At 38.4% G+C, this 4,319-nt stretch carries 6 protein-coding genes; all 6 read right to left on the bottom strand.

The window, feature by feature from the left end; translation table 11 throughout:
• Positions 1 to 39 precede the first annotated feature (39 nt).
• The gene (locus tag BLT07_RS20405; protein ID WP_139205188.1) at positions 40 to 300 is read right to left on the bottom strand and encodes a hypothetical protein; all 261 of its coding nucleotides are present in this window, start codon (positions 298 to 300) and stop codon (positions 40 to 42) included.
• Positions 301 to 530: 230 nt separating this feature from the next.
• On the bottom strand, positions 531 to 818 hold the full coding sequence (locus BLT07_RS20400; RefSeq protein ID WP_091874436.1) for a type II toxin-antitoxin system RelE/ParE family toxin: 288 nt from the start codon (positions 816 to 818) through the stop codon (positions 531 to 533).
• A complete protein-coding gene (locus BLT07_RS20395) occupies positions 811 to 1,050 on the bottom strand; it encodes a ribbon-helix-helix domain-containing protein (RefSeq protein ID WP_091874434.1) in 240 nt (79 codons plus the stop codon). Before BLT07_RS20395 ends, BLT07_RS20400 begins: the two co-directional genes overlap by 8 nt.
• 439 nt (positions 1,051 to 1,489) lie before the next feature.
• Positions 1,490 to 1,918 carry a hypothetical protein gene (locus BLT07_RS20385; RefSeq protein WP_091874428.1) on the bottom strand — a complete coding sequence of 143 codons (429 nt, stop codon included), beginning with the start codon at positions 1,916 to 1,918 and terminating at the stop codon, positions 1,490 to 1,492.
• 537 nt (positions 1,919 to 2,455) lie between these two features.
• The gene (locus BLT07_RS20380; RefSeq protein ID WP_091874425.1) at positions 2,456 to 2,974 is read right to left on the bottom strand and encodes a hypothetical protein; all 519 of its coding nucleotides are present in this window, start codon (positions 2,972 to 2,974) and stop codon (positions 2,456 to 2,458) included.
• 630 nt (positions 2,975 to 3,604) lie between these two features.
• On the bottom strand, positions 3,605 to 4,216 hold the full coding sequence (locus BLT07_RS20375) for an FEKKY domain-containing protein (RefSeq protein ID WP_091874422.1): 612 nt from the start codon (positions 4,214 to 4,216) through the stop codon (positions 3,605 to 3,607).
• Between the last annotated feature and the right edge of the window lie 103 nt (positions 4,217 to 4,319).

Raw genomic sequence — 4,319 nt, 5'->3', positions numbered from 1 at the left:
CAAGGCATAATAATTTGATTTTAATCTCAAATTATAACCTTAAAAGTGTAAACTATGTCCCTTTAACTTTGTAAAGGATGTCCCTTTAACGTACCAAATGTTTGGCAACGCCCAAGCTATGAGCAGTTCGGGAGCGGACAGGCACCGACCTTCCGGCCGCGCACCTAGCAAAAGCTTATTGTTTTGGTATACTTTTTTCTTCTCCAAAGCAAAATCCAAAAGATTTTGCGGAGCCGCTCGGCAGGCCCGGACCTTAGGTAAAGCACCTGTGCCCGCATTGCCCATAGGTTCTGTTGGCAAAAGTATTTTTTTAGGGAACTGCCTGCGAACTGATCAGGTTCCGCTAGTGTCGCCTGCGGACCGTCACACCGGTAGGGGGGAAGTCCGCGCCCTGCTTTCGTTCCGCTCCGTGCCTATAGAAAAGTTTTCCCGTACCGGCTACGTTCTTCTTGGAAATCCATCTATGCACCACCGCTCAGGTCCACCTGCGTTAAGATCGGCGATGCGGAATATAGTATTTGGCACTGAGGTTAAAGTATATTGTTTAAATCCTGTCTTCCCACAATTGCCATTATTTCAACGATGTTATCGTTGATTCTATAGTAAATACTATCCGAACCACATACACATCGTCGGTATCCTTCTTTTAAATATTCCACCGATTCGAACGAATAGGGTCTCAGGGCAATAATGTCAAAATATTCGAAAAACGCATCAAAGTATTTGTCGGCCTGTGCCATTCCAAACTTTTTTGCTCCGTAACGATGAATACGGATCAAGTCCTCTTTGGCTTGGTTGCTCAGTCTATATTTATTCATTAAGGGCAGACTTGGACTGTGCTAAAATCTGCTCTTTGCTATCATTGGTAAATCCGCTATTTTCGGCTTTCTCCAATTTGGCCTTGATCCAGTCGATTTGAACTTGCTGGTTCCTTGCTTGTCTGATCAGATCGTTTACAAGTTCACTTTTACTTGAATATTCCTGATTGTTGACCTGTGCCTTTAACCATTCGTCGTTTGGTTGTGTGAAAGAAATGCTCTGTCTTGCCATCTGTTTTGTTTAAATGATGCTAATTTACACCAAATTAGCATCATTTACAAGATTTTTTATATTTTTGCCAACGGCTTGGCTATGCGCAGTGCGGGGCTGCACGCACTGGCTTTTCCGGCTAGCGATCAGCCAAATCTTTTTGTTTGTCTTTATCTTTTTTGCGCCAAAGCCAAATCCAAAAGATTTGGCGGTGTTCGCAGACACGCCCAAGCCCCCGCCCCACGGACTTAAGCCCGCATTGCGTATAGCCGTTGTTATCGAATGTGGCGACACCCATGAGTAAGCACCTTGTTGTTACGTTGTCCTGTTCCGATTGCGTCAGAGTAGACAGGTTGTCCTGTGCTGCTTTCACTCAGTTTAATTCTGTGCAAGCGACTGTTCGGTGCAAAATTTTGAATTTTTTATGTTTGTTCCAGTTATTTATCTCTGTTTTTGGTATTTATTTTATTTCCGCAAAAGATTGAAGTTCATTAATTTCTAAATCAAACTTAAATCTTTTAGGTTGGTACGCAGGACTGTCAATTCCATAAATAATGTCATTTTCAATTTTTTCTAGTTGAATAACTCTAAAGGTAGTTTTCGATAATAAAACTTTCATTCCAACAGTATCGATAATAGCCAGTTTTTGTTTTCTGTCGTTAGTCCAATAAGGTATTGCTGCATTTGTTGATTCTGAATTCCACACAATTGGACCTCCATAACTATCTTTCAGCATGAACGTTTTATTTCTATTTTCAAAGTAACATTCTCCGTAAATGGGTGCTCCCATTGCAATTTCTATTGTAACACCATAATATAATTTGAACTCTCCATTTGGCGAATAAAATTCGTTTCCAAAGTCCCAGGGATTTCCTAAAGAATTTTCCATTAATAGATTTTAATTGGATGCTACTTGATAATAATCTAAATGCGACTGTTTCTTGGTTTCTAGAATGATTTAAACTTGTAGTATATTTTTCAACCTGTCTACTTTGATTACGCCACTTTTTTATCAACAATCGAAAAAATAAAATTTTGTATGTATCATTATATAGAGACGTTCAATCCTGAAATTAAGGTTTCAATCGATTATTTCTCGATTTTCTTTGTCTTGTCGAATATGTTACTTTTCGGGCGGTTCCCTTAAATATAGATTAGAAATTCCATCGTATCATTATTTTATTGTTGCCCGTCGCAATTTGAATTTTTCTTTCGGAGCCATTTTCGATAACGCCCAAGCTATAAGTAGTGCGGAGCGGATAAGCACCGGCCTTTCGGCAACGCACCTAGCAAAAGCTTTTTTTTCTGATCTATTTTTTAGTTATTAGTGCAAAATCCAAAAGATTTTGCGGAGCTGCTCGGCAAGCCCGATCCTTCTATTAAGCACCGAACCCCGCATTACTTATAGGTTTTGTTGGCAATAGTTTTAATTCAAAGAACTAATAGTCAAGTTATTATTAAGGGACACATAGTATTTGTTAAGAACCTTTACTCCCTGTTTATTATTCTCTCGAATGGTCAAAACAGTCTTGATTTCTTTAATATCTTTTTCCTTTGAACTTTCCAAAAGTTTTTCATAAGCCTGCAATTCTTTAATGTTTTTGTCTAAAAAATTTTGTGACTCTTCAACTTGGTATTTTAAATCTTTGATTGTTGCTTCTCCTTTTTTTTGGTCGGACAAAGCTGTTCCAAGTTCCTCCTTTTTTCTTTCTAATGCAAGTCCAATTCTTTTAACAAATCTCTCATAATCCAGCACTCTTTCCTTATAGTAGGGAATTTTATAAATAGTATCCAGTTCAGTCATTGATACAAACTCGTAACTGGAAGGGTCATTGATTATGCTTTTCAAATGTTTTTCAATATTCTCCTGAGCAATCTGATTAGGATTTTTAGAACACCCAAGCAATAAAATCAAAAAAAATAGATAAACGATTTTCCTATTCATGATAGCTGCATTCAAATTATTGCCAACGCCCGAGCTATAAGTAGTGCGGAGCGGACCAGTACCGAACTCCGGGCCGCGCACCTAGCAAAAGCTTTTTGTTTTGATCTATTTTTTTATCGGCGAGAGCAAAATCCAAAAGATTTTGCGGCCCCCGTTAATATGCCTCGACCTTCGGACAAGGCCCAAGCCCCGCATTACTTATAGGTTTTGTTGCCAAATCGTTTTTATTTTCGCGTACGATCCAAGGCCCGCGTACCGCTTGCGTTCCCCTCCGCCCGAGTGATAAAGCCCCGCCCACCTATGCATGTCCCTTCGCAAACTCGCTAAAATCCATTTGCGCATGAGCGGCAGGTCCACATTCCGCCCGAGTTTCGGTGTACTCAGTTATAGATTAAGCACAGACCTGAATACCCGAACAAAATGTTTGGCAACGGTATTGTATATGAAACGTAGTGCAGAAAACAAGCGACCACTTTTCGGATAAACACAAGCCGAATTTTTAAATTTTACAATTATTTTATTTTTGGCAATTCGTCAAATTTAAAAATTTGGCGACTTTCCAAAAATGACCGAACCTTTGTGTTAGCAACGACTCGCACTATGTTTTATATACGGTGTTGTAAAACGTTTTTACTCCAGATATTCAACGTCAGAACGAACTTTTTTCCGCCATTCCGTTCCGTATTTTTTGTCCATTAGTTCAAAAATCCGTTCGTTATAAACTTGAATACATTCCATATTTGGTGCTGTATCGCCAAAGTCATAATATTCTATTTTATATTTTTTCTCAAATCGGCTATCGGCTTTTCCATTTCCAATCGGTGCAATTCCGCCAACAATATATAATTTCGCTTTTTTCTTTTTCCAATCTTTTTCCGCTGTTTCTAAACTCACAAATCCGCAAGTTCCTTTTAAAATTAAATCAGCTTTTGCAACGCTATCATTAGTTTTTACCTTAAACTCTTGCGTATCATAACCCATCATTTGGATTTTGATTTTATAATCTTTGTTTGGTTCTAAATCTTTAAATTGGAAAACTCCCAAACTGTCAGTAATCGAAATTCGGTCAACTTTAGATTTATTTCCGTCGTTTATCTCCAAATATATAGTCCCGTTTGGCTTTTCATTTGTTATATCAGACTTTACTGTTCCAACAATTTCAGATTGTCCAAAACTAATTCCGCAAACCAATATTATGGTTAGTTTTAGAAGTGTTTTTATTATGTTCAGATTTTTTTTCAAATGTTTTACAACGTCTTGGCTATGCTCAGTGCGGGGCTGCACGGAACTGCATTCCCGCCACGCAAAAGCCAAAATCTTTTTGTTTTGGTTTTATCTTTTCCCG

It is taken from the genome of Pricia antarctica (assembly GCF_900101815.1).
In the GTDB taxonomy this organism is placed as follows: domain Bacteria; phylum Bacteroidota; class Bacteroidia; order Flavobacteriales; family Flavobacteriaceae; genus Pricia; species Pricia antarctica.
The sequence above is the reverse complement of the archived record's forward strand: the minus strand, read 5'-3'. Positions and strand labels throughout refer to the sequence as shown.

Bases quoted from the DNA above. Each gene is read 5' to 3' on its own strand.
- BLT07_RS20400 (WP_091874436.1), bottom strand. From the start codon at position 818: ATGAATAAATATAGACTGAGCAACCAAGCCAAAGAGGACTTGATCCGT.
- BLT07_RS20395 (WP_091874434.1), bottom strand. From the start codon at position 1,050: ATGGCAAGACAGAGCATTTCTTTCACACAACCAAACGACGAATGGTTA.
- BLT07_RS20385 (WP_091874428.1), bottom strand. From the start codon at position 1,918: ATGGAAAATTCTTTAGGAAATCCCTGGGACTTTGGAAACGAATTTTAT.
- BLT07_RS20380 (WP_091874425.1), bottom strand. From the start codon at position 2,974: ATGAATAGGAAAATCGTTTATCTATTTTTTTTGATTTTATTGCTTGGG.